Source organism: Aquihabitans sp. G128, assembly GCF_019048865.1.
Taxonomy (GTDB): domain Bacteria; phylum Actinomycetota; class Acidimicrobiia; order Acidimicrobiales; family Iamiaceae; genus Aquihabitans.
Genome location: NZ_CP077604.1, coordinates 1,238,731 through 1,260,836 on the forward strand (window position 1 = coordinate 1,238,731; position 22,106 = coordinate 1,260,836).

The 22,106-nt window shown below is 73.9% G+C and carries 19 protein-coding genes and 1 other RNA gene; 11 read left to right on the plus strand and 9 right to left on the minus strand.

All coding sequences use genetic code 11. The annotated features are described in order from the left end of the window. Positions 1-171: 171 nt before the first annotated feature. Positions 172-1,167, plus strand: a complete 996-nt coding sequence (locus KSP35_RS05845; protein ID WP_371748724.1) for a GlxA family transcriptional regulator — start codon at positions 172-174, stop codon at positions 1,165-1,167. Positions 1,168-1,250: 83 nt separating this feature from the next. Beyond that, on the plus strand, positions 1,251-1,901 hold the full coding sequence (locus KSP35_RS05850) for a DJ-1/PfpI family protein (RefSeq protein ID WP_216999794.1): 651 nt from the start codon (positions 1,251-1,253) through the stop codon (positions 1,899-1,901). Positions 1,902-1,995: 94 nt separating this feature from the next. On the opposite strand, the gene KSP35_RS05855 is transcribed toward KSP35_RS05850, so the two are convergent. From KSP35_RS05855 to KSP35_RS05890, 8 genes are all read right to left on the minus strand, one after another. Next, positions 1,996-3,093 carry a hypothetical protein gene (locus tag KSP35_RS05855; RefSeq protein ID WP_216999796.1) on the minus strand — a complete coding sequence of 366 codons (1,098 nt, stop codon included), beginning with the start codon at positions 3,091-3,093 and terminating at the stop codon, positions 1,996-1,998. A gap of 284 nt (positions 3,094-3,377) precedes the next feature. Further along, on the minus strand, positions 3,378-4,547 hold the full coding sequence (locus KSP35_RS05860; RefSeq protein ID WP_216999799.1) for an acyl-CoA dehydrogenase family protein: 1,170 nt from the start codon (positions 4,545-4,547) through the stop codon (positions 3,378-3,380). Positions 4,548-4,567: 20 nt separating this feature from the next. Beyond that, positions 4,568-5,071, minus strand: coding sequence for an N-acetyltransferase (locus KSP35_RS05865; protein ID WP_216999801.1), 504 nt, complete (start codon positions 5,069-5,071; stop codon positions 4,568-4,570). A 22-nt stretch (positions 5,072-5,093) separates the two neighbouring features. Continuing rightward, positions 5,094-5,639, minus strand: a complete 546-nt coding sequence (locus tag KSP35_RS05870) for a hypothetical protein (RefSeq protein ID WP_216999803.1) — start codon at positions 5,637-5,639, stop codon at positions 5,094-5,096. Next, positions 5,636-8,266, minus strand: a complete 2,631-nt coding sequence (locus tag KSP35_RS05875) for a hypothetical protein (protein ID WP_216999805.1) — start codon at positions 8,264-8,266, stop codon at positions 5,636-5,638. Before KSP35_RS05875 ends, KSP35_RS05870 begins: the two co-directional genes overlap by 4 nt. A gap of 278 nt (positions 8,267-8,544) precedes the next feature. Then, entirely contained in the window at positions 8,545-8,775 is a 231-nt protein-coding gene (locus KSP35_RS05880) for a WhiB family transcriptional regulator (RefSeq protein ID WP_216999807.1), read from the minus strand. Positions 8,776-8,956: 181 nt separating this feature from the next. Then, complete coding sequence (locus KSP35_RS05885) at positions 8,957-9,553, minus strand: DUF3501 family protein (protein ID WP_216999809.1); 597 nt, start codon at positions 9,551-9,553, stop codon at positions 8,957-8,959. 161 nt (positions 9,554-9,714) lie between these two features. Then, a complete protein-coding gene (locus KSP35_RS05890; protein WP_216999811.1) occupies positions 9,715-10,134 on the minus strand; it encodes a rubrerythrin family protein in 420 nt (139 codons plus the stop codon). 238 nt (positions 10,135-10,372) lie between these two features. Here KSP35_RS05890 and KSP35_RS05895 point away from each other — a divergent pair, with 238 nt between their 5' ends. The 9 genes from KSP35_RS05895 to rnpB all read left to right on the plus strand — a co-directional run bounded on the left by KSP35_RS05895 (position 10,373) and on the right by rnpB (position 21,091). After that, positions 10,373-12,088 (plus strand): glycerol-3-phosphate dehydrogenase/oxidase, encoded by a 1,716-nt coding sequence (locus tag KSP35_RS05895; RefSeq protein ID WP_216999814.1) that lies wholly within the window; start codon positions 10,373-10,375, stop codon positions 12,086-12,088. Between the two features lie 157 nt (positions 12,089-12,245). After that, positions 12,246-13,049 (plus strand): ABC transporter ATP-binding protein, encoded by an 804-nt coding sequence (locus tag KSP35_RS05900; RefSeq protein ID WP_216999816.1) that lies wholly within the window; start codon positions 12,246-12,248, stop codon positions 13,047-13,049. 3 nt (positions 13,050-13,052) lie between these two features. Further along, positions 13,053-15,575 (plus strand): ABC transporter permease, encoded by a 2,523-nt coding sequence (locus KSP35_RS05905; protein ID WP_216999818.1) that lies wholly within the window; start codon positions 13,053-13,055, stop codon positions 15,573-15,575. Positions 15,576-15,744: 169 nt separating this feature from the next. Next, complete coding sequence (locus KSP35_RS05910) at positions 15,745-17,277, plus strand: FAD-binding oxidoreductase (RefSeq protein ID WP_216999819.1); 1,533 nt, start codon at positions 15,745-15,747, stop codon at positions 17,275-17,277. Further along, a complete protein-coding gene (locus tag KSP35_RS05915) occupies positions 17,274-17,669 on the plus strand; it encodes a TIGR04086 family membrane protein (RefSeq protein ID WP_216999821.1) in 396 nt (131 codons plus the stop codon). The genes KSP35_RS05910 and KSP35_RS05915 overlap by 4 nt, the downstream gene beginning before the upstream one ends. Positions 17,670-17,676: 7 nt before the next feature. Next, positions 17,677-19,116, plus strand: coding sequence for an FGGY-family carbohydrate kinase (locus tag KSP35_RS05920; RefSeq protein WP_216999823.1), 1,440 nt, complete (start codon positions 17,677-17,679; stop codon positions 19,114-19,116). 119 nt (positions 19,117-19,235) lie between these two features. Continuing rightward, on the plus strand, positions 19,236-19,952 hold the full coding sequence (locus KSP35_RS05925; protein ID WP_216999825.1) for a ferritin-like domain-containing protein: 717 nt from the start codon (positions 19,236-19,238) through the stop codon (positions 19,950-19,952). After that, positions 19,952-20,665: a hypothetical protein gene (locus tag KSP35_RS05930; protein ID WP_216999827.1), complete on the plus strand. Its 714-nt coding sequence runs from the start codon at positions 19,952-19,954 to the stop codon at positions 20,663-20,665. The genes KSP35_RS05925 and KSP35_RS05930 overlap by 1 nt, the downstream gene beginning before the upstream one ends. A 43-nt stretch (positions 20,666-20,708) precedes the next feature. Further along, positions 20,709-21,091, plus strand: an RNA gene (gene rnpB / locus KSP35_RS05935) — RNase P RNA component class A. 300 nt (positions 21,092-21,391) lie between these two features. Here rnpB and KSP35_RS05940 read toward each other — a convergent pair. Next, positions 21,392-21,700, minus strand: a complete 309-nt coding sequence (locus tag KSP35_RS05940; protein ID WP_217002137.1) for a tyrosine-type recombinase/integrase — start codon at positions 21,698-21,700, stop codon at positions 21,392-21,394. Positions 21,701-22,106: the final 406 nt, after the last annotated feature.

The following is a 22,106-nucleotide window of genomic DNA, read 5'->3' on the forward strand; positions in this document are numbered from 1 at the left end:
CCCTTCCCCGCCCCCGTCGAGGTTGCCGCCCGGCCCGCTCCCCCGCCCACCGACCCCCGAACTTGTGGGCCGACGCTGCCGGAAACGGCGCTGTGGGCCCACAAGTTGCGGGGAGGGGTGGCAGGGATCGTCAGGATGTTGGCATTGCGGACAGCTCCGACGGGGCGCACCATGGGCGACGTGAGCGAACGACGCAGCGTGGTCCTGGTGGCCTTCGACGAGATCCAGCTGCTGGACCTGGCCGGGCCGGTGGAGGTGTTCGACACCGCCACGCGTATCCTGGGCGACGGGCGTCGCGACCGAGCGGGCTACGACGTGCGCATCGCCACGCCGGGCGGCGCGGCCGTCACCAGCTCCAGCCGGGTGACCGTCGCCGCCGACGTCGACCTGGCGGCTGTGGCCTCCGAAGGCCTCCGCTTCGACACGCTCCTGGTGGTGGGCGGCGCCGGGACCCGCGACCCCGGCACGCTCGACGTCCTCATCGGCCCGGTGCGGGCCTTGGCCGATCGGGCCGATCGCATCGCCTCGGTCTGCACCGGCTCGCTGGTGCTGGCCGCAGCGGGCCTGCTCGACGGGTACCGGGCCACCACGCACTGGCGCTGGTGCCACCGGCTGGCCGCCCACCCGCTCGTCGAGGTGCTGCCGGACCAGATCTACGTCCACGACCGCGACCGCTGGACGTCGGCCGGCGTGACCGCCGGGATCGACCTGGCGCTGGCTCTCGTGGAGGCCGACCACGGGCCCGAGCTGGCCCGTGAGGTCGCCACCTACCTGGTGGTGTTCGCCCAGCGGCCTGGCGGCCAGGCCCAGTTCAGCGCCCAGCTGCGGGCCCAGTCGGCCCGCACGCCAGCAGTGCTGGAGGTGCAGCGCTGGCTGCCGGACCACCTGGCCGACGACCTCACCGTCGAGCGCCTGGCCGACCGGGCCGGCATGAGCCCCCGCTCCTTCGCCCGCTCGTTCAAGGCCGAGACCGGCACCACCCCGGCCGCCCACGTCGAGGAGCTCCGGGTGGAGGCGGCCCGACGCCTCCTCGAGAGCACCGACCTCACCGTCGGCGCGGTGGCCCGATCGGTCGGCCTGCGCCACGCCGAGACCCTCCACCGGGCCTTCGGTCGCCGGCTCGGCACCACCCCCGCCAGCTACCGCCAGCACTTCGCCCGCGCCTGAGCGCTCGTCCGACCGCTTCGCCCCCGACCCGCTCGACCCACCCTCACCACCCGCACCGCACGACCCCACCCAGGAGCACCACCATGCAGATCGCCATCGGCCTCTACCCCGGGTTCACCGCCCTCGACGCCATCGGGCCGTACCAGGTCTTCACCCAGGTCCCCGATGTCGACGTGGTGCTGTGCGCCGAGCGCACCGGCCGCCTCTCCGACGACAACGGCCTCCTGCACCTCGACGTCGAGCACACCTTCGCCGAGGTCACCGACCCCGACCTCCTGCTGGTGCCCGGCGGGTTCATCACCCGCAAGCTGGCGCGCGAGCGCGACCCGATCGTCGAGTGGGTGGCCGCCACCCACCCGAGCACCACGTACACCACCTCGGTGTGCACCGGCGCCCTGCTCCTCGGCGCCGCCGGCGTCCTCGAGGGCCTCGACGCCACCACCCACTGGTCGGCCTACGACGAGCTGGCCAGCTACGGCGCCCAGCCCACCGAGCAACGGGTGATCCAGCAGGGCAAGGTCTGGACCGCGGCGGGCGTCTCGGCAGGCATCGACCTGGCCCTCACGCTGCTGGCCGAGATCTGGGGCCCCGAGCTGAGCCAGGCCGTCCAGCTCGGCATCGAGTACGACCCACAGCCGCCGTACGACGCCGGCTCCCCCACCAAGGCCGACCCCGAGATCCTCGACCTCGTCCGCGCCGTCTCCGCCCAGCGCGAAGCCGACGTCCTGGCCTGACGGCCTGCTCAAGCGCCTCCCTCCCCCCCGAACTCGTCGCAGTTCCCCGACGCCCCGGTCGACAACTGCGACACGTTCGAGGGGTGGACCCTGGTCAGGGGGTGACGGCCAGGACCTCGAGGGGGCCGGCGGGGCGGAGGTCGACCACCTGCCAGGCGGGCGACACGTGGGCGAGCCGGACCGAGAGGTCGGCCGCGGCGGCGGCGTCGGGCGCCACCACGGTGAGCGAGCCGCCCTCGCCACCGGCGCCGTTGACCTTCCAGCCGTTCGCCCCGGCCGACCGGGCGACGTCGATGGCGGCGGCGTGGGCGGCGCCGACCAGGTCCGGGTGCAGGGCGCCCTGGGCGTCGGTGGCCGCTGTGAGGACGCGGGCCCAGTCGTCGACCGAACCCCCTTCGAGCGCAGCGGCCGCCTCGGGGGCCAGCGCGGACAGCCGGCCGAGGGCCGAGCGCGCCGCGTCGTGGGTCGGGCCCCCGTAGCCGACCATGGCGTCGATCACCTGGGCGTGCACCGCCGAGGAGTCGTGCGGGCCGAAGACCACCGTCACCAGGCGCTCCCCCAGCTCGGCGACCGTGTCGTCCGCCAGCGCCACGGACCGGTGGCGCACGTCGGGGTACGGGCCGATCGCCAGGAGCCCGCACCCGCCGAGCGCGGCCGCCCACTGGTCCTGGACGCCGGACTCGCGCCGTGCGCGGTCGGTCTCGACGGCGTGGGCGGCGGTGGCCAGCTCCGCGGCGGAACGCCTCCGGCCGACGAGGGCGTCGAGGGCGGCCAGCACGGCGACCACCACCGAGCCCGACGTGCCGAGCGAGGCCCCCGCCGGGACGGCCGAGGTGATGTGGAGCTCGACGGAGCGACCGGCGGGCAGCGGCACGTCCTCGAGCACCGACGCCACCGCGTGCTCCAGCAGGGGCTGGCGCCCCGGCACCGGCCACCGCCAGCCGCGGTCGGGTGACGGCCCGGCCCGGTAGTCCTCGAAGAGCAGGGGCGCCACGATGCGCACCGGCCCCAGCCCCGGCCCCGCGACCCCGTCGACGAACGCCGCCTCGACCACGACCGCAGGCCCCACCGCCAGGTGGCACACCACCCCCGGCGACCCGAACCACGTGTCGGTCCACCCCCCGACATCGCCCACCCGCACCGGCGCCCGCACCACGACCCGCCTCGCGCCATCGCCCGGCTCCCCCGTCATCCCCCCCACCCTGCCAGACCCCCCACCAACCCCCACGCCCCAGCCGAGGCGCGTCAGCGAGCAAAGCGAAGCCGTGGGGTGGTCTGGGGGGTTGGGGTTCCCGAGCGGAGCGAGCCCGGGGGGTGTGGGGGGGCGGAGCTTGCGGAGCCCCCCACGATCTGAGGGGCCGGCTCCGCCGGACCCTCAGCGAGCGAAGGCAGCCCGGCGTCAGCCGGCCGATCGAAACTCGGGCGAACGGAGCGAGCGCAGCGAGCGCAGCGAGCGAGTGAGCCCGAAGACCCCCCCTAGTCCCACCACAGGTCGTGGGCGAGGACGCCGCGGGCGATGAGGCCGAGCTGGACCTGGCTGGTGCCCTCGACGATGGTGAGCTGCTTGGCGTCGCGGTAGTACAGCTCGGTCATGTGGTCCTTCATGTAGCCGGCGGCGCCGAGCATCTGGAGGGCGACGCCGGAGGCCTTCACGGCGACCTCGCTGGCGTAGTACTTGGCCATCGACAGCTTGGGGACGAACTCCTTGGTGTACTGGCCCCGGTCGGCCATCCACGCCGCCCGGTAGGTCAGGAGGCGGGCGGCCTCGATCTCGGTGGCCACCTCGGCGATCTGCCACTGGATGCCCTGCATGTCGGCGATGGTCTTCCGGAACGCCGCCCGTTCCTTGACGTACTCGGTCGCGTACATGAGCGCGCCCTCGGCCAGTCCGATGCCCCGGGCGGCGACGATCGGGCGCATGGAGTTGAGGCCGTGCATGGCGAGCTGGAACCCGCCGACCTCGCCGATCAGGTTCTCGGCGGGCACGCGGACGTCGGTGAGCAGCAGCTCGCCGGTGTCGACGCCGCGGACGCCCATCTTGCGGTCGACCGAGGGCACGTCGACGCCGTCCCAGTCGCGCTCGACGATGAACGCGCTGATGGCGTCGTGGTTGCGGGCGGTGACGTCGTCGGAGGTCTTGGCGAAGACGGTGTACCAGTCGGCCTGCGCCACGCCGGAGATCCAGCACTTGTTGCCGTTGAGCACCCACTCGTCGCCGTCGCGCACGGCCTTGGTGCGCATGCCCATGACGTCGGACCCGGCCTGGGGCTCCGAGAGGCAGAACGCGCCGCGCTTGGAGCCGTCGGCGATGGGGGCGATGTACTTCTCGTTCTGCTCGCGGCTCCCGGCGATCATGACCGGCCCGGTGGGCAGGCGGGTGAGCAGCAGCATCAGGGCGGCGGTGTTGGAGTACTTCGCCACCTCTTCGATGGCCAGGGTGAGGCCCAGGATGCCGGCGCCGGAGCCGCCGAGGTCCTCCGGGATGCAGAGCCCGAGCAGGCCGGCGTCTCGGAAGACCTCGAAGAGGTCTTGCGGGTACTCGCCCGACTCGTCGATCTCGCGGGCTCGCGGCTTGACCTTCTCCTGGGCGATCTTGCGGCAGGTGGCCTGCAGCTCCTGCAGCTCTTCGGGCAGTTCGAAGTCCATGGCCGGACCGTACCCGGCGCTCAGAGCTCCAGGACCATCTCCACCTGGCTGATGCGGGGATCGGGCTCGTAGGGCATGGAGGTGCCCGTGGAGCTGAAGCCGGCCTGCTCGTAGAACCGACGGGCGTACTCGTTGCGCTCCACCACCCAGAGCCGCAGCCGGGTGTGGCCACCGCTGACGGCCCACGCCGCCACGGCGTCGATCAGGGCCGTGGCCACGCCGATGTCGCGGTAGCCGGGAGCCGACCAGAGGCCGACGAGGTTCACCACGCCGCTGCGGTTGGCGTAGGCGCCGACCAGGCCGATGGGCTCGGCGCGCTCGGCCTCGTCGGCCTCGGCGAAGAACGTGGCCTGCAGCGGGCCCGAGGCGTTCGCAGCCGCGGAGCTGGTCCAGTGGTCGTCGTCGTGGGCCTGGGCGCGCGCCAGCGTGGTGGTGGACTCGCCAGGGGCATCAGCCAGCGCCGCCAGGCGCGTGGCCCGCAGCACGGGCCCCTCGTCGGGTCGGATGCGGCGGACGGCGAGCATCCGCGGAGGCTAGGCGACGGCTTCAGGTCTCCGGCGCGCTGCGGTGGCTGGCCGTGGTGTCGCGGGCCCGGCGGCGGAGGGCCCAGACCTCACGGGAGGTGGGCAGCTCCTCGGGGCGGATGGCCAGCACGGACCGGAGCCGCAGCAGCTCCGTGCCGGCGGTGCCGAACGCCCAGCACGCCCCGAGCAGCCCGACGAGCGGCCAGGGGGTCGCGAGGTCGGCGGCGACCGCCGACCGCAGGGCGACGGCGATGGCGATCGAGCCGAGCAGGACGATGGTCGGCGCCGTCGGCCGGCGGACGAGCTCGACGTCGGCCCGCACGGAGAGCAGCGCACCCAGGCTGGCCACCACCCCGAGCCAGGCCAGGAAGCCCCCGGGCCGGCCGCCGAGCCCGCCGCCGCCCGAGGTGGCCAGCGTGGTCCCGCCGACGAGCAGGGCCGGGAGCACGCCCCCGATGCCGACCGCCGCCTGCCACGCCCAGCGGCGGTTGCCGCGCTCCGCCTGGCGCCACAGCTCGGCCTCGAGCGCCGCCTCGGGACCCTCGCTCGCCGTCGATCCGGTGCTCACGATGCACTCCTCTCGGCCAGCAGGCCGACCTGGCCGAAGGCATCGTCCACCACCACCTGGTCACCCACGCGGGCCAGGTCCGCCCCTCGGAGGCGCTCGTCCTGGGCGAGGGCGGTGACCGAGCCGTCGACGTCGACCCGCACCAGCAGGTCGCCGCTCACGAAGAGGGCGCCGTCGCCCACCACGTCGGGGACGACATCGGAGGTCGGCCGCACGTAGACGTCGTCGGCCTGGGCATCACCCGCCAGGAGCTCGTCGACGGTGGCCCGCACCGACTCGTTGCCGCCGGTCGCCTTCTGGCCGGCGATGCGCACCCAGCGGTCACCCTCCTGGCGGAGCACCTGGCCGTCGGCGACGACGAGGAGCGCGCCCGAGCGCGTCCGCACCACCGTCGAGGGTGCCGTGTTCGGCGAGACCGCAGCCGGCAGCGGCTGGCCGCCGACCGTCGCCCGGTCGAGCACGTCGTCGGGCGAGCCGCCGAGGATCGTCGGGGGCTGCCCGGCCGAGGTGGCGCCGAGCCAGGTGGCGTCCTCCGGCACGTCGGCGACGCGGTCGACGCGCCCGTTCTGGTGGACGTGGCCCACCCAGCCGTCGTCGGTGAGCGCCCACGCCCCGCCCTCGCCGTCGCCGACGGCCACCGTCAGGTCGCCCGGGAGGGCGATGGGCACGGGGTCACCCACCGGTCGGTTGATCTGGTAGCCGTCCTCGGCGTACCCGAAGGTGGTCCCCTTCGCGTCGAGCGGCAGCGGCAGCCCGCTGCCGAACTGGTCCTGCTCCTCGGCGAGGGCCGGGGCCTCGGTGGTGCGCAGGGCCGGGGCCACGCGGGGCCCGGGCTCGGCGCAGTCGGCCAAGCTGCCGAGCGAGGTGAGGCGGGCGATCGGGTCGTCGAGCTCCAGCAGGCGACCGCCGGCGGCGAGCAGGAGCCGGCCCCGGTCGCTCACGGCCAGGCTCGACACGTCCTCGACGCGGTGCGCCAGCCGCTCGACCTTGCCCTTGGCATCGAGGTGCACGAGGACGTCGCCGGACTGCACGCCGCCCAGCGAACCGCCGGCCTGGGCCACCAGCCAGAGCCCGCCGCGGCCATCGCCGGCCACGGGCCCGATCGACCCGAGGGTGTTCGGCGCCAGGCCGCCGCCGGGCGTGCCGCAGGGCCCCCGTGCGTCGAAGACCATCCGACCGGCCACCGGGTCGACCAGTCGGGTGCCTTCCACCACGAACAGCGGCCCGTCGTCGCCGGCGACGATGGCCTGGGCCCCGGCGGGGGTCGGCAGCTCGCCATCGCCGTCGCCGACGTCGCCGATCCTGCTGGCCGGCACGCGCTCGTAGGTGCCGGACCCGCTGTGCGGCTGGAACCGCCAGACGTGGCCCTTGCGGTCGGCGGCGAAGCCGTCGGCGCAGCACCCCTGGCCGAGCTCGTCCCGCAGGTCGTACACGCTGGCGCGGCCGGAGCCCTGGGCCACGACCCAGCGCCCGACGACCTGGCTGATCGGGGTGTCGCCGGTGCCGACGCTGAAGCGCGCTCGCACGCGCCCGTCGTCGATCGACCAGGCGAGGTCGCGCTGGTCGGCGCCGTCGTCGGGGTCGACGGCCGGGCTCGAGATGGCGCCCGGGCGCTCGCCGTCCCACCAGGCCACCAGGGTGTTGAAGCCGACCGAGCGAGCCGGCGCACCATCGACGGCGACCTCCGTGCCGTCGGCCAGCACGGTGAAGGGCCCGTCGCGGCCGGGCGCGGGCGCTCCCCGCCGACGGCCACCGCCGCCAGGGGGACCAGGGCCACCACGCTGAGGGCACGGGCCCAGGTGGGCGACCAGATCGTGGCAGCCAGCCCGGCGGCGACGGCCACGACGCCGGCCGCGGCCACCAGGGCCGGCGTGGCGGTGGCCGACCCCAGGTCGAGGCGGGTCACGTGCAGGAGGGCCCCGAGCAGCCCGGCGCCCCCCGAGCACCAGGGCCGGGAGCGCCCGGCGGGCCCCGAAGGCGGCCGCCACCAGCCAACCCAGGACCACCAGGCCGACGACGATCGCCGTGCGGCCCGGGCCGAGGAGGCTGGTGCCGCTGGCGACGGTGGTCGGCCCGTCGAGCGATCCACCGGGCCGGGGCACCACCCGAGCGCGCCACGGTGCGAAGAGCAGCAGCACGCCCACGCCGGTGGCCACGACCGACGCCAGGGCCAGCAGGTCCCCACGGGGGCTGGAGGGCCGGACGAGGTGCTGGCGCAGGCGCGCGGTGAAGGCGGCGGACTCGGCGTCGGTGAGCGGTTCCTCGACGGCGTCGCGCGGGAAGCCGAGCGTGGGGACGTCGACCTCGCCCGGCAGGCCGACCGCCGAGCCCACGAGGGCCGCGGCACCGAGCAAGCCCAGCGCCCGACCGGTGCTCAGGAACGGGAGGGGGTCGCTCGATGACCGCTCCACGATCAGGGTGCCGATGGCGGCCAGCGCGCCCGTGGCGGCGGTGAGCCCCGGCGCCGAGGAGACGTCAGCCCGCCGCAGCGGGACGAGCAGCGCAGCGAGCAGGGCGGCGAGGGCAAGGAGGCCGGGGTGGCCGAGGCGGAGCAGTCCCGCCGGCCCGTCGACGGGATCCCGCCAGGGCGCCAGCACCGAGAGGGCGAGGATGGCCGCACCCGCCATGGCGAGGCGCTCGGTGCGGTGGGGAGCCGTGGGCAGCGAGGGCCAGGCGGCGACGGACCGGAGCAGGTGGCGCTCGGCCGGGGTGCCCCGATCCGCGCCGGGGGGGTCGACGGGGGGTTCCGGCTGGCCATGGCGCTCCGACGGTGCCCGCGCCGCGATCGTTCCAAACCGACACCGATCCACCCGGACGTGGGACGGCGTGCCGGTCAGGCCGGCGGGCGAGCACCCGCCGTGGCCTCCGCCCGGACCGGGCGGTCCGGTGCAGGCGACGGGGAAGGTCAGGCCGTGCGGCGACGCTGGCGGATGATCCGCCGGCGCTCCCGCTCGGTGCAGCCGCCCCACACGCCTTCCTTCTCCCGGCGGGTCAGCGCGTACTCCAGGCACGCGCTCTGCACGGGGCACACGGCGCACACGCGCTTGGCCGCTTCGGCATCCTCGTCGGTCTCGGCGTAGAAGGTCTGGGGGTCCAGACCGTGGCACGCCGCCTTGTTGCGCCAGGAAAGGTTCATGTTCGGAGGGTCGCTCCCTCGACGGGCGGTCGGATGACGACGGTGGCCTCGGCTGGCCCCGCCTGGGGGTCGTGCGCTGGCCGGATGCGGGAGAACGAGCCCGGTCCGGGGGCGAACGAAGGGCCGAGTATGGTCGCCCGCCCCCCGGGGTGTCCACATGATCTTTTCGGCGCCCGGGGCGTCACCCGACCAGGTCGGCCACCAGCTCTGCGACGTTGTCCCCGTTCAGAGGGGTTTCGTAGACATAGTCGGGGTGATCGAGGACCAGCGACACCGGACGGGACCGGAACAGCTCGACCTGGTTCGGGGTGAGCGAGAAGTGCACGTAGTGCACCGCCGCGGTGATCTCGTCACGGGTGAGCTGCTTCTCGTGCTCGGGGTCGACGGTGCAGCGAACCCAGTCGGCGTCATCGCCCTCGCCGAGCCGGAAGACGACGCTGCGCTCGATGCCCACCAGCTTCGGCAGCCAGGTCCGCAGCTCGTCGTCGGTGGTCAGCTCGATGAAGAGGGTGGCGGCGAGGTGCCCGGGCTCGGGGATGAGCGGGTTGTAGATGTCCAGCTCGGTCCGGATCCCCTCGTCGGTGAAGATCTTCTCGGCCCGGGCCATCTCCTGGATCTGGAACCGGATGGTGTCGCGGTTCTCGAACAGCAACGTCACCACCGGCCCGACCCCGATGCGCCGCCGCTTCTTGAGGGCGATCACCTCCGTGCGGAACGCCGTGCGGCCGCGCTCGTACTCGCGCAGGTCGGCGATGTCGTCCAGGGTGAGCTTGCTCATCTCGGCGCTCCTTGGGGGCGGGGGCGGGGGCGGGGCCCGATGGTCGGCCGCCGGGGTCCCCGACGCAAGCGGGGGGACCCGGAGGTCCCCCCCGCTCATCGGGTGTTCGCCGGTCGCCCCGGTTCCAGGGGCGAGGACCGGCGGGAGGTCAGCCGGTGGGGCTAGGAGACGTTCTCGAGCCCCTTGGCGAAGCGGCCGGCGTGGGACTTCTCGGCGCGGGCGAGGGTCTCGAGCCACTCGGCCACCTCGTCGAAGCCCTCCTCGCGGGCGGTCTTGGCGAAGCCCGGGTACATCTCGGTGTACTCGTAGGTCTCGCCGGCGATGGCCGACTTGAGGTTGTCCTCGGTGGGGCCGACGGGCTCGCCGGTGGCCGGATCGCCGACCTCGGCGAGGAAGTCGAAGTGCCCGAACGCGTGGCCGGTCTCGCCCTCGGCGACGGAGCGGAACAGGGCGGCGACGTCGGGGTAGCCCTCGATGTCGGCCTTCTGGGCGAAGTAGAGGTAGCGGCGGTTCGCCTGGCTCTCGCCGGCGAAGGCCTCCTTCAGGTTCTCTTCGGTCTGGGAACCCTTGAGCTCAGCCATGTCGGGTGGCCTCCTTGTGGTGGTGGGTGTGGTGGACGCCGGGACACCGGCGGCCGGGGCTCACCCACGACGAGGTCGTGGACCCGGTCGCAGCGCTCGCACCCGCGGACGGTACCGCCGGTCGCCGCCGTCAACACCCGTTGCGCGGCAGGGGCAAGCCACGTTGATGCACCGAGTGAAGGGTCCCGAACGTCCGCCCGGGTGGGGTTGGCGAGGGGGTCGGCCGTAGGATCGGCCCATGCCTCGACGTCCCCACCTCGCCGGAGCCCCCCCGATGATCGGGCCGGGCTGGTTCGACCGCGAGGACGCCCTCCGTCGCCTGGCGGACGACCCGTTCGACGTGCTCGTCGTCGGCGGCGGCATCACCGGCGTGGGCGTGGCGCTCGACGCCGCCTCGCGTGGCCTCCGCACCGCGCTGGTGGAGCGCGGCGACTTCGCCTCCGGCACCTCGTCGAAGTCCTCGAAGCTGGCCCACGGCGGCCTGCGCTACCTCCAGCAGGGCGAGATCCGACTCGTCTACCAAGCCCTCCACGAGCGGCAGCGGCTGCGGCACAACGCGCCGCACCTGGTGAAGCTGCTCCCGTTCCTGCTCCCGGTGCTCACCGGCAAGGGCAGCGTGATCCCGAAGAAGCTGTCCCGTGCGCTGGGCATCTCCATGTGGATGTACGACCTCACCGGCGGCGCCCGCATCGGCAAGCTGCACGAGCGCATCTCCGCCGAGGAGACGCTGGCCCACATGCCGACGCTGCCCGAGGACAAGCTCGCGGCGTCGTACCTCTACTACGACGCCACCGTCGACGACGCCCGGCTCACCCTCACCGTCGCCCGCACCGCCGCCATCGAGTTCGGCGCCGTCGCCGCCAACGGGGTCAGCCTGGTGGGCATCGACAAGGACGCCAAGGGCCAGGTCCAGGGCGCCACCGTCCTCGCCGACGGCGAGGAGATCCGGGTCCGCTGCCGGGCCGTGGTGAACGCCGCCGGCGTCTGGTCCGACGAGGTCCGCCACCTCGACGAGGGCGTCGACCCCGACTCCATCCGTCCCGCCAAGGGCATCCACATCACCGTGCCGTGGGGGAAGGTCCGCAACGACGTCGCCGTCGTGGTGCCCGTCCCGCAGGACAAGCGCTCGGTGTTCGTCGTGCCGTGGGGCGACCTCACCTACATCGGCACCACCGACACCGACTACGACGGTCCCCTCGACGACCCCGCCTGCACCGAGGAGGACGTCGACTACCTGCTCCGCGCCATGAAGTTCACCGGCATCACCCGCGCCGACGTCGTCGGCACCTGGGCCGGCCTGCGCCCGCTGGTCAAGAGCAAGGGCTCGGGCAAGACCGCCGACCTGTCCCGCCGCCACAAGGTCAACCCGTCCGAGAGCGGCGTGGTCACCATCACCGGCGGCAAGCTCACCACCTACCGGGAGATGGCGGCCGACACGGTCGACGCGGTGGTCGAGCACCTCGGCTCGGCCATCGACGGCGTGGCCAAGCGCTCGCGCACCAAGAAGCTGCGCCTCCGCGGCGCCGAGGGCTACGACGCCCTCGCGCTCGACGCCGACCCGGTCATCGCCCACCTCGCCAACCGCTACGGCGGCGAGACCGCCACCGTGCTGGCCCTGGCCGATGCCGACCCGAGCCTCCGCGAACCGCTGGTGGAGGGCCTGCCCTACATCCGGGCCGAGGCCGTGTACGCCGTGCGCTACGAGATGGCCCGCAGCGTCGACGACGTCCTCAGCCGCCGCACCCGCGCCCGCCTCCTGGCCCGTGATGCCTCGGCTGCGGCGGCCGGCGACGTGGCCGACCTGATCGCCCCCATCCTCGGGCTCACCGCCGACGAGGCGGCCGAGCAGGCGGCGACCTACCGGGCCGCCGTCGAGCTGGAGCGCACCCAGGCCGGCCTGCCCGAGACCGCCCTCGAAGCCGTGTCGCTCGGGGAGGACCTGCTCGCTCCCTGAGCCACCGGGCCGACCCTGAGGTGGCCCACCCTCACCCCTAGGGGTGGGGGCAACCCCACCCCTCGACGGGTGGTGGTCGGATCGAACCGGACACCGCGCTCCTTCACGCTGGGACCTGTCGCCACACCGGCGGCGCTCCCGTTCCGAAGGACCCGCGATGCACACCCAGACCACCGCCCCTCCCCCGCCCCACACCTCCACCCCGCCCCGCCGCGGCGGTCGCCCCGCCACCCCGCCCGGCGTGGCGGCCCGGGTCGTCGACGCCGTCAAGACCTACGGCTCCGGCCCGACCGCCGTCCACGCCCTCGCCGGGGTCAGCCTCGACGTGCCCGCCGGCCGCTTCCTCGCCGTGATGGGGCCGTCGGGCTCCGGCAAGAGCACCCTCATGCACTGCCTGGCCGGCCTCGACACGCTGACCTCGGGCCACGTGCTCATCGGTGACGCCGACCTGGGCGCCCTCCGGGAGAAGCAGCTGACCCGCCTGCGCCGCGACCGCATCGGGTTCGTGTTCCAGGCGTTCAACCTGATCCCCACCCTCACCGCCCGCGAGAACATCGAGCTGCCCGCCCGCCTCGCCGGCCACCGCCCGGACGAGGCGTGGTTCCGCCAGGTGGTCGACACCGTGGGCCTGGCCAACCGCCTCGGCCACCGGCCCAGCGAGCTCTCCGGCGGCCAGCAGCAGCGCGTGGCCGTGGCCCGTGCCCTGGCCACCCGGCCCGAGCTGATCTTCGCCGACGAGCCCACGGGCAACCTCGACTCCCGCACCGGCACCGAGATCCTCAGCTTCCTGCGCGAGGCCGTCGAGGCCCTGGGCCAGACGATCGTGATGGTCACCCACGACCCGGTGGCCGCGACCTTCGCCCACGACGCGGTGATCCTGGCCGACGGGCGCATCGTCGACCACGTCCCCGCCCCGACCGTCGACTCGGTCCTGGACCGGCTCAAGGCCTTGGGGGACTGAACGATGCGCAAGGTCACCCTCAGCAACCTCCGCGCCCACAAGCGGCGCCTCGTCTCCACCTTCGCCGCCGTCGCCCTCGGCGTCGCCTTCCTCGTGGGCGTGCTCGTGCAGACGGCCACCCTGCAGACCGGCTTCGACAAGCTGTTCGACACCGAGTCGGCCAGCGTCGACGCCGTGGTCCGCAGCGACCGCACCCTCAGCGACCAGATGGACGACACCATCCGCCCCCGCATCGACGGCGGCCTCGTCGACCGGGTCCGGGCGTTGCCCGGCGTGGCCGACGCCCAGGCCGACGTGCGGGGCAAGGCCACCATCATCGGCAAGGACGGCGACGCGCTCGGCGGATTCGGCCCGCCGACGCTGGCCATGACCTGGATCGACGACCCGGCCCTCAACCCCTACCGGATCGCCTCCGGCCGTGCCCCCACCGGGCCCGACGAGGTGGCCATCGACGCCACGTCCGCCGACAAGGGCGACCTCGCCCTCGGCGACACCGCCACGATCCTCACGCCGGACCCGGTGCAGGCGACCATCGTCGGGCTCGCCCACTTCGGCGACCAGGACTCCCAGGCCGGCGTGACCGCCACCATCTTCAGCCCGTCCGGCGCCCAGGCCCACCTGGCCGGCGGTGCCGGCACCGTCGACCGGATCCTGGTCGACGCCGAGCCCGGCACCAGCCAGGCCACCCTCGTCCACGAGATCGAGCGCGTCGCGCCGAAGGACACCCAGGTCATCACCGGCGAGGCGTTCCGCCTCGAGAACCGCGACGCGGTCGACGACGTCATGGGCTTCCTGCGCCCGGCCCTGCTGTCCTTCGCGGTGATCGCCCTGCTGGTGGCGGCGTTCAGCATCTACAACACCTTCGCTATCATCGTCGCCCAGCGCACCCGGGAGGCCGCCATGCTGCGGGCCATCGGGGCCACCCGGGGCCAGACCCTGCGGGCGGTGCTGGTGGAAGCCCTGCTCGTGGGCCTGCTGGCCTCGGCGGCCGGCGTCGGCATCGGCATCGGGGTGGCAGCGCTGCTCGGCAAGGTGCTGAGCAGCGGCGGCCTCTCGGTGGGCAACGGGCTCGAACTGGTGCCCGCCACGCTGCTCGGCTCGATCGCCCTCGGGACCGTGGTCACCGCCCTCTGCGCCCTCGGCCCGGCCGTCCGGGCGTCACGGGTGACGCCGATGGCGGCCCTGCGCGAGACCGCCGTCGACCGCACGGGCGCCACGTTCGGCCGCCTGGCGCTCGGCGGGCTGCTCAGCGCGGCAGCCGTCGGCCTGGTCCTGCACGGCACCACCAGCGAGAGCATGGCGTCCGCCGCCGGCGGTGTCGGGGCGGCGGTCGTCGCCCTCGCCGTGCTCGGACCGGCGTTCGCCGGCCCGGTCGGCCGCTTCCTCGGCTTCCCGCTCCGGCTGCGGGGCGTCACCGGCGACCTCGCTCGCCAGAACGCCGTGCGCAACCCCCGGCGCACGTCGTCGAGCTCGACCGCCCTCATGATCGGGGTGGCGGTGGTGGCGCTGTTCACGGTCATCGGCGCCTCGCTGCGCTCCAGCCTCGACCACACCATCAACACCAGCTTCGGCGGCGACCTGGTGGCCACCGCCGGCACCGGCGACGCCACCTTCGACCCGAGCATCGCCCGCTCCATCGCCGACCTGCCGCAGGTGAGCGGGGCCGCCGGCTTCGGCGACGCCCCCATGCGCATCGACGGCAAGGACGAGCTGGTGGGCGTCAGCGACCCGAAGCAGGTGGCCAAGGTGCTCGACCTCGGCGTCACCGACGGCCGCATCGAGGACATGACCGGCGCCTCGCTGGCCGTGTCGACCAAGGAGGCCGAGGACAACGGCTGGAAGGTCGGCTCCAAGGTGCCGTACCAGTTCCTCGACGGGACCAAGGGCGACGCCACGGTGCGGGCCATCTTCGCCAACACCGACTTCGCCCCGGACCTCCTGGCCGACACGACCTTCACCCAGGGCCACGGCGCCCCCGTGGAGGACTTCATGGTGGCCGTCGCCCTGAAGCCCGGCGTGAGCCTGGAGCAGGGGCGCTCGGCGGTGGAGGACGCCGTCAAGTCGGTGCCCACGATCGACGTGCAGGACAAGCAGGAGTTCGCCGACGCCATCGGCGCCCAGGTCAACCAGATCCTGGTGCTGGTGTACGGCATGCTCGCCCTGTCGATCGTCATCGCCCTGATCGGCATCGCCAACACGCTGTCGCTCTCGACCTTCGAGCGCACCCGGGAGCTGGGCCTGCTGCGGGCCATCGGCCAGGGACGGAGCCAGACCCGGGCCATGGTCCGCTGGGAGTCGGTGGTGATCGCCGTCTTCGGCACCGCCCTCGGGCTGGCCACCGGCATCGTCGGGGCGTGGGCCCTGGTCCGCTCGGCCGGCGGCGGCGAGCTCTCGCAGTTCGCCATCCCCGTCGGCCAGCTCACGGTGGTGCTGGCCCTCGGCGCCCTCGCCGGCGTCGGCGCCGCCCTCCGCCCCGCCGCCCGCGCCGCCAAGCTCGACCCCCTCCAGGCCATCGCCACCGCCTGACCACATCGAGCTCGGCCCCACCCACCCCCCCAACGAACTTGTCGCAGTTGTCGACCCGGGCGTCGGCCAACTGCGACAAGTTCGGCGTGGAGGGGTCATCGGGTCTCGGGCCCGGGTCGCGTCTGGGCGGCCCGGGCCCGATCGCGTCCCCGGCCTACGATCGGCGGCGATGACCGCCGTCACGTCCACGCCCGGCTCGCCGCCCCCCGGTGCGCCCACCCCGCCGATCGCCATCGCCGGGGACCCGGCCGGGGCCACCGGCCACCTCACCGCCCCGATCGTGCTGCTGGGCGACGACTTCCTGGCCGACCTGGCCGACGCCTGCGCCGACGTCCGGCTCGACCCCGGCGCGCGGGCCGAGGCCAGCCGCGACTGGTGGCCGCTGGCCATGGTCTGGGCGACCGACGGCGAGGTCGGCCAGGTGGCCGGCGCCGTGGCCCGCCCCACGTCGGTCGACGAGGTGGCCAACGTGCTGCGGCTCTGCAACGAGGCGCGAGTCCCGGTCACGCCGGCCGGCGGGCGCTCGAGCGTGGTGGGCGGCACCATCCCCGTCCACGGCGGCGTGGTGCTCGACCTCACCGAGCTGTCCGGCATCGGCGAGGTCGACGGGCCGTCCGGCCTGGTCGAGGTGTGGGCCGGCACCTTCGGCGACGCCTTCGAGACCGAGCTGCAGGCCACCCACGGGCTCACCGTCGGGCACTGGCCGCAGTCGATGAGCCTGTCGACCGTGGGCGGCTGGCTGGCCTGCCGCGGCGCCGGCCAGCTCTCGAACCGCTACGGCAAGATCGAGGACATCGTCATCGGCCTCGAGGTCGTGCTGGCCGACGGCCGGGTGGTCCGCACCGGCGGGCAGCCCCGCCAGGCCGTGGGACCGGACCTCACCCAGCTGTTCGTGGGCGCCGAGGGCACCCTCGGGGTCATCACCCGGGCGTGGCTGCAGGCCTTCCCCGCCCCCACCCACACCGCCCGCTCGGCCTACGGCTTCAGCTCGTTCTCGGCCGCCCTCGACGCCATGCGCCAGGTCATCCAGCGAGGCGCCCAGACCGCGGTGCTGCGCCTCTACGACGGCATCGAGTCGCAGCGGAACTTCGGCGTCGACCCCTCGGTCAACGTGCTGCTGGCCTACGACGAGGGTGATCCGCTCATCGTCGATGCCGGCATGGCCGTGGTGGCCGACGCGTGCGCCGCCGCCGACCGCCTCGACGACTCGCTGGTGGAGACGTGGTTCGGCCACCGCAACAACGTCGATGCCCTCGAGGCGCTGATCTCGAAGGGCTTCGTGGTGGACACCATGGAGATCTCCGCCCCGTGGAGCACCCTCGACGCCATCTACGACGCGGCCACCACCGCCATCAGCGCCGTGCCCGGCACCATGGCGGTGTCGGCCCACCAGTCGCACTCCTACGTGACCGGCGCCTGCCTCTACTTCACCTTCGCCGCCCGGGTGGAGCCCGCCGAGCGCGACGGCTACTACGCCGCGGCGTGGGACGCCGGCACCCGCGCCGTGCTGGCCAACGGGGGCTCGCTCAGCCACCACCACGGCATCGGCCTCAACCGGGCCCGCTTCGTAGCCGACGCCCTGGGCGACGGGCTCGGCGTGCTGGCCCAGCTCAAGGCCGCGCTCGACCCGAACGGCATCTGCAACCCCGGCAAGCTCGGCCTGCCCGACCCCTTCGGCGCGGTCCGCTGGCCCGCTCCGTGAAGGTCGACCTCCTCACCGCCGCCCGAGGCGCGGCCGCCGGGACCTTCCTGGCCGTGCCCGCGGCACTGGCCAACGTGGTGCTCTCGGCCCAGGACGCCGACGACCGCTCGGCCGTCCTCTCCATCGTCACGCTCCTGGTGCTCCTGCTCGGCTTCGTGCTGGCCGGCTTCGCAGCCGGGCGCCTGGCCACCTTCGAGCGCGCCCGCCACGGCACCGCCGCCGCCCTGATCGTCTTCGTGCTGATCGAGGTCATCGCCGTGCTCGGCCGCCTCGACCGGGGCGACGGCGTCTCGCTCGGGTCCATCCTCTTCACCGGCCTGCTGGCCGCTGCCGCCGGCGCCGCCGGCGGCACCCTCGGCGCTCGCCGCCCCGTCACCCCTTCCGAACCGTGAGGACCGCATGAAGCTGCTCGTGATCGACGTCGGCACCAGTGGGGTGCGCGCCGCCGTGGTGGAGCCGGGCACCGGCGTCACCCACAGCCACCGCCAGGAGGTGCTGCCGTCGTCCCCCGCCCCCGGCCTGGTGGAGTTCGACGCCACCGAGCTGGCCGCCGGCGTGCTGGCCGTCGCCCGAGACGCGGTGGCCGAAGCGGGCGGCGTCGACGCCGTCGGCATCGCCAACCAGCGCGCCTCGACCATCGTGTGGGACCGGGCTACCGGCGAGCCCGTGGGCCCCGGCCTCGGGTGGCAGGACCTGCGCACCATCGTCGAGTGCCTCACCCTGGCCGGCCAGGGGTTCCGCATGGCGCCCAACGCCTCGGCCACCAAGGCCTCGCACCTGCTCGACCTGGCGGACCCCGACCGGACCCGGGACCTGTGCATCGGCACGGTGGACTCGTGGGTGGCCTGGACCCTCTCCCAGGGCGAGGTGCACGTCACCGACGCCAGCAACGCCGCCCTGTACGGGTTGCGGGTCGAGGACCAGACCGACTGGCACGACCCCATCCTCGAGGCGCTGCGCATCCCCCGGTCGGCGCTGCCGACGGTGGTCGACTCCATCGGCACCATCGGCGAGGCCACCGCGCTCGACGGCGCCCCGCCCATCGCCGGCATCCTCGGCGACCAGCAGGCCTCGCTGCTGGGCCAGGGCTGCGTGCTGCCCGGCCAGGCCAAGATCACCTTCGGCACCGGCGGCATGCTCGACCTCTGCCTCGACGGGCGCCCGAGCTTCGCCACCCAGGGCGAGGGTGGCACCTTCCCCATCGTGACCCGGGGCCAGGGCGGCCGGCGCCGCTGGGGCCTGGAGGCGGTGATGCTGGCCGCCGGCACCAACGTCGAGTGGCTGCGCGACGACCTCGGCATCATCGACTCGGCCGAGGCCTCCCACGAGGTCGCCGCCGCCTGCGCCGACAGCGGCGGCGTGGCCTACGTGCCCGCCCTGCTGGGCCTGGGCACCCCCACGTGGGACTACGGCGCCCGTGGCGCCCTGCTGGGCATCACCCGGGGCAGCGGCCGCCCCCAGATCGTGCGGGCCGTGCTCGAGGGCATCGCCCAGCGGGCCGCCGACCTGGTCGAGGCGGCCGAGACCGACGGCGGCCTGGCCATCCCCACCCTGCGCGTCGACGGCGGCATGTCGGCCAACCCGACCTTCGTCCAGGCCCTGGCCGACGCCACCGGCCGACCGGTGGAGGTCTCGCCCGAGCGAGAAGCGACCACGCTCGGCGCCGCCCACGCCGCCGGGCTCGCCCTGGGCGCCTGGTCCGGCGACGACGACATCGCGGCCACGTGGGCGCCCACGGAGGTCGTCGAGCCGGTCGGCAGCTTCGACCGCGAGCGGTGGGCCGACACCCTGAAGCGGGCTGCGGCCTGGTTCCCGGAACTGTCCGCCATCTCGTTCTGATGAGCCCTCGACACGACGTGGGCCGCTCACTTGGACTCGGACCACTCGCGATGACCACACTTCCCGCAGGAGAAGTGACGATGTCGGGGCCAGCGCGCCCCGATCCAGGAGGAACACGCGTGCCGATCGACAAGCCGGAGGCCGTCCCGACCACCCGACGGACGTTCCTGACCCGCGCCGCCCTCGCCGGCGCGCTGGTCGCCGTGGGCACCACGGCAGGACCGCTCACCAGCCTCCTGCCCGCCGGCGCCCAGTCCGCCGGCGACGCCCCGGAGCTCGACGACGCCCAGTTCGCCACGCTCACCCTCCCCCTCGAGCTGGCTGCGGTCCAGGTGTACCTGGAGGCGCTGTCGAACCCCGCCGTGGGCGACAGCTGGCGCGAGCAGTTCCGCACCTTCCAGACCCACCACCAGGCGGTGGTCGACACCCTCACCACCCTCCTGCCCACCACGCCGGCCCCGCCCGAGCCCGAGCCCGACAGCGACGTGCTCGACGGCACCGGCGCCACCGTGAAGGCCGCCGCCGACGAGAAGGCCGTGCTGATCGCACTGGGCGAGCTCGAGGACGTGCTCGCCGCCACCCACCTCTGGGCCCTCGGCGGCATGCAGGACGCCACCACCTCGAAGACCGTGGCGCAGGTCCTGGCCGTCGAGTCGCAGCACGCCGCCGCCCTCGGGCGGGCCGCCGGCACGCCGCTCGCCGAGCTCACCCCGCAGGTCGCCACCACCGACGGCGCCCGCACCGCCACCATCACCGAGCTCACCAACGCCACCTCCACGACGTTGGCGCCCACCACGACCACCGAAGCCACCACCACCACGGAGGCCGGGAACTGATGTCGCAGGACCAGCCCACCACCACCAGCCGTCGCAACCTGCTGCTGGCCGGCACCGTCGGCGCCGGCGCCACGTTCTTCCTCGCCGCCTGCGGCAAGAAGGACGGCCCGCCCGCCGGCCTCTCCGGCACGCCGGCTTCCAGCACCAGCTCGCCGCCGACGGTGCCCACCACGGTGCCGAGCGCCACGGCCGTCGAGAACGACGCCATCCAGCTCCGCACCCTGCGCTCGATCGAGCTCCTGGTGGCCCGGGTCTACGCCGGCAACAGCTCCCAGATCAGCGACCCCGAGCTGTCCGCCGCGGTCAAGCGCTTCGGCTCGGCCCACGCGTCGGCCGCCAAGCTGCTCACCGACGCCATCGACGAGCGTGACAAGGACGACATCGTCGACGACGCCACGGCCAACGAGTACCTCTCGGAGAACCTGGTGAAGCCCCGCGTGGCCCAGTTCACCGACGACGCCTCGATCCTCGACTTCTTCCACGACCTCGAGAGCGCCCTCACGGCCACCTACATCAACGCCGTGGGCATCTTCACCACCGCCGAGTGGCGCCAGCAGGCCATGCTCCTCGCCGCTGCCGACGCCCGCCGCGTGACGATCCTGGCCGACGGCGGCAAGGGCGCCATCCCGGAGGACCCGCTGTACCCGGGCACCGACCTCGTCCCCGGCGACGCCTTCCTCGGCCCCAAGAAGGCCCAGGCCGAAGGCAGCTGATCCGAGCTGCCGATCGCCCGCCGCCTAGGCTCGCCGACGACGGTGAGTCGGCCGGGTGACCGCGGCTTCCGCTCTGCTCCGGCGGGTCGGTGGTCGAGGAAGGTCGGGGCTCCACAGGGCGACGGTGCTGGCGAGAGCCAGGTGGGGGCGACCTCACGGATCGGGCCACAGAGAAACAGTCCGCCGATGGCTGGAGCGATCCAGCACAGGCAAGGGTGAAACGGTGCGGTAAGAGCGCACCAGCGGCCGGAGCGATCCGGTCGGCTCGGCAACCCCCACCCGGAGCAAGGTCGAACAGAGGGCAGGCTGCCCGCCGCTCCTCCCCCGGGAGGAACCCTCAGGTGGACCGCACAGATGGATGGTCACCGAACCGGACCCCCGAAAGGGACCGGGGAACAGAACCCCGCCTACAGGCCGACTCATCGTCACCCCACCTCTGACCGGGGGGAAACGTCCCTAACCGGCCGAAGCGTTTAGCGAGGAGTCCGCACCGGCCTACGCTCACGGTATGAACGACGCTGATCGCTGCCCGGTCTGTGGCGGCTCCGATGTGTCCGTGCTCGCGAACGACGAGATCCTGGGCAACCACCTTCCGGTAGGTGTCGACGGGAACCCAGCGAAGAGCTACGGGCGATGCATGGACCGGGATTGCACGGCCGAAGTCGTCCGTGATGCTGGCGGCACGATGCCGTGGCGGGAGCTCCCTCCACTCGCCCCGCCCGGGCTCTAGCCGCTCAACTCATCGCTGTCGCTCGGTGGAGCGAACACCGCCTCGACCGCCGCCCGGGTCCGGTCCTCAGAGTCCGGCCACAAGTGGCTATAGGTGTCCAGCGTTTCCGAGGCTGACGCATGGCCGAGCCGCCCTTGGACCACCTTCACCGATTCCCCGTAGCGGATCAGCGCCGACGCGTAGAAGTGGCGCAATGCGTGGAAGCCCGTCCCCGGCTCGAGGCCGACCGACTTCGCCACCGGGCGCCAGACGTCGGAAAAGCGGGTCCGCCGGAGCGCCGCGCCCTGGCCGTTCGAGAAGATCAGACGGTCGTCGCCCGCGAGAGGTACCGAACCCCGCCCACGCGTACAGACGGCTTGCGATGCACCCGAGCGCCCTGCTCATCGCGCTGCTGTGGAACGTTCAGCTCATGTGTCGCTATGCAGGGACGCTTCCCATGACAGACCCCGACGTAGGCCGCCGGCGTGCCGTCGAGCTAGCAGGAGATGCCGCTTCGTGGGTGCCCCGTACCGCCACGGCGGTCGGGGCCGTGATCGTGGCGGTTCGGCATTACCCAGCGCCGGCGGCGCCGCGAAGCCCACCAGACGGACCATTCGCGGAGCCGCCAACTTCGATGGCGACGACCAAGCTCCAAATGCTGATCCCCTGTCGGCGAAGGTGCCAGACTCCGGCAAGGATGGACGATCGTGGCTAACCCTTCAGAGATACGCC

What these genes read in the sequence shown, in the direction of transcription:
- KSP35_RS05845 (WP_371748724.1), top strand. Translation starts at nt 172, where the DNA reads ATGGGCGACGTGAGCGAACGACGCAGCGTGGTCCTGGTGGCCTTCGAC.
- KSP35_RS05850 (WP_216999794.1), top strand. Translation starts at nt 1,251, where the DNA reads ATGCAGATCGCCATCGGCCTCTACCCCGGGTTCACCGCCCTCGACGCC.
- KSP35_RS05855 (WP_216999796.1), bottom strand. Translation starts at nt 3,093, where the DNA reads ATGACGGGGGAGCCGGGCGATGGCGCGAGGCGGGTCGTGGTGCGGGCG.
- KSP35_RS05860 (WP_216999799.1), bottom strand. Translation starts at nt 4,547, where the DNA reads ATGGACTTCGAACTGCCCGAAGAGCTGCAGGAGCTGCAGGCCACCTGC.
- KSP35_RS05865 (WP_216999801.1), bottom strand. Translation starts at nt 5,071, where the DNA reads ATGCTCGCCGTCCGCCGCATCCGACCCGACGAGGGGCCCGTGCTGCGG.
- KSP35_RS05875 (WP_216999805.1), bottom strand. Translation starts at nt 8,266, where the DNA reads ATGGCGGGTGCGGCCATCCTCGCCCTCTCGGTGCTGGCGCCCTGGCGG.
- KSP35_RS05880 (WP_216999807.1), bottom strand. Translation starts at nt 8,775, where the DNA reads ATGAACCTTTCCTGGCGCAACAAGGCGGCGTGCCACGGTCTGGACCCC.
- KSP35_RS05885 (WP_216999809.1), bottom strand. Translation starts at nt 9,553, where the DNA reads ATGAGCAAGCTCACCCTGGACGACATCGCCGACCTGCGCGAGTACGAG.
- KSP35_RS05890 (WP_216999811.1), bottom strand. Translation starts at nt 10,134, where the DNA reads ATGGCTGAGCTCAAGGGTTCCCAGACCGAAGAGAACCTGAAGGAGGCC.
- KSP35_RS05895 (WP_216999814.1), top strand. Translation starts at nt 10,373, where the DNA reads ATGCCTCGACGTCCCCACCTCGCCGGAGCCCCCCCGATGATCGGGCCG.
- KSP35_RS05900 (WP_216999816.1), top strand. Translation starts at nt 12,246, where the DNA reads ATGCACACCCAGACCACCGCCCCTCCCCCGCCCCACACCTCCACCCCG.
- KSP35_RS05905 (WP_216999818.1), top strand. Translation starts at nt 13,053, where the DNA reads ATGCGCAAGGTCACCCTCAGCAACCTCCGCGCCCACAAGCGGCGCCTC.
- KSP35_RS05910 (WP_216999819.1), top strand. Translation starts at nt 15,745, where the DNA reads ATGACCGCCGTCACGTCCACGCCCGGCTCGCCGCCCCCCGGTGCGCCC.
- KSP35_RS05920 (WP_216999823.1), top strand. Translation starts at nt 17,677, where the DNA reads ATGAAGCTGCTCGTGATCGACGTCGGCACCAGTGGGGTGCGCGCCGCC.
- KSP35_RS05930 (WP_216999827.1), top strand. Translation starts at nt 19,952, where the DNA reads ATGTCGCAGGACCAGCCCACCACCACCAGCCGTCGCAACCTGCTGCTG.